General features: G+C 36.6%; 1 protein-coding gene. It reads left to right on the forward strand.

What is annotated here, in order from left to right; translation table 11 throughout:
- The coding region (locus KH893_RS11090; protein ID WP_281166183.1) for a transposase at positions 1 to 864 on the forward strand (864 nt) is incomplete at both ends.

The raw sequence follows: 864 nt of genomic DNA on the forward strand, positions 1-864 counted from the left end.
TCGGTTTGCCTTCGGCTGGAGTTACTAATATTCTTTGTATTCGCAAACAAAAGTTTATTTGCCCTAAATCCAAAATGTGTCCCCAAGTCATCACCCAAATTGCTAAAGTTGCTGGCATTCAGCCTAAAAATCAAATTTCTGATGCAGTTAAATATCGTGCCATTATTGAACTTGGAAAAAATATCTCTCAAACAGATATTGCTGAAAATTATGCTATCTCGCCAATGACTATCATGCGCTTTACTAAGCAGTTCAATGAATACATCCAACCTAATTATCATTGGCTGCCTGCTGATATTGCTTTTGATGATTTCAAATCAGGAAAGTTTGCCAAAAGTGGTATGAGTCTTTTAGTGATGGACAGTGTTCATCACCGAACGATTGATATTATTGAATCGCGGACAAATAATTTCATTAGAAGCTATTTCTTAAGATACACTTTTGCTGCCCGCAAAGCTGTTAAAACCGTAACCGTCGATCTTTATTCACCTTATCGACCCTTAATTCATGAACTCTTTCCAAATGCAATTATCATTGCTGATCATTTTCACATCGTTGTTCAAGCTTTTCAGGCTCTAAATTCAGTTCGACTTCAAGTAATGAAACAAGCTGGCAACGGTTCCCACGATTGGCGTGCCCTTAAGCGGTATTGGAAATTATTAATGAAAGATTCAGCTGAATTAGACTATCAACATTATTCGAAACGAATCAATTTTCAAAATCGCCAATTATGTGATGCTGATGTCGTTGATCGTCTGCTGAACATGTCTGACGAACTGAGGAAAGCTTATAACTATTACCAACAGCTGTTACATGTCATTCATCATCAAGATACTGAATCCTTAAGTAATCTATTAAATTCAG

The sequence above is a fragment of the Liquorilactobacillus sicerae genome, from assembly GCF_029916425.1.
GTDB lineage: Bacteria > Bacillota > Bacilli > Lactobacillales > Lactobacillaceae > Liquorilactobacillus > Liquorilactobacillus sicerae.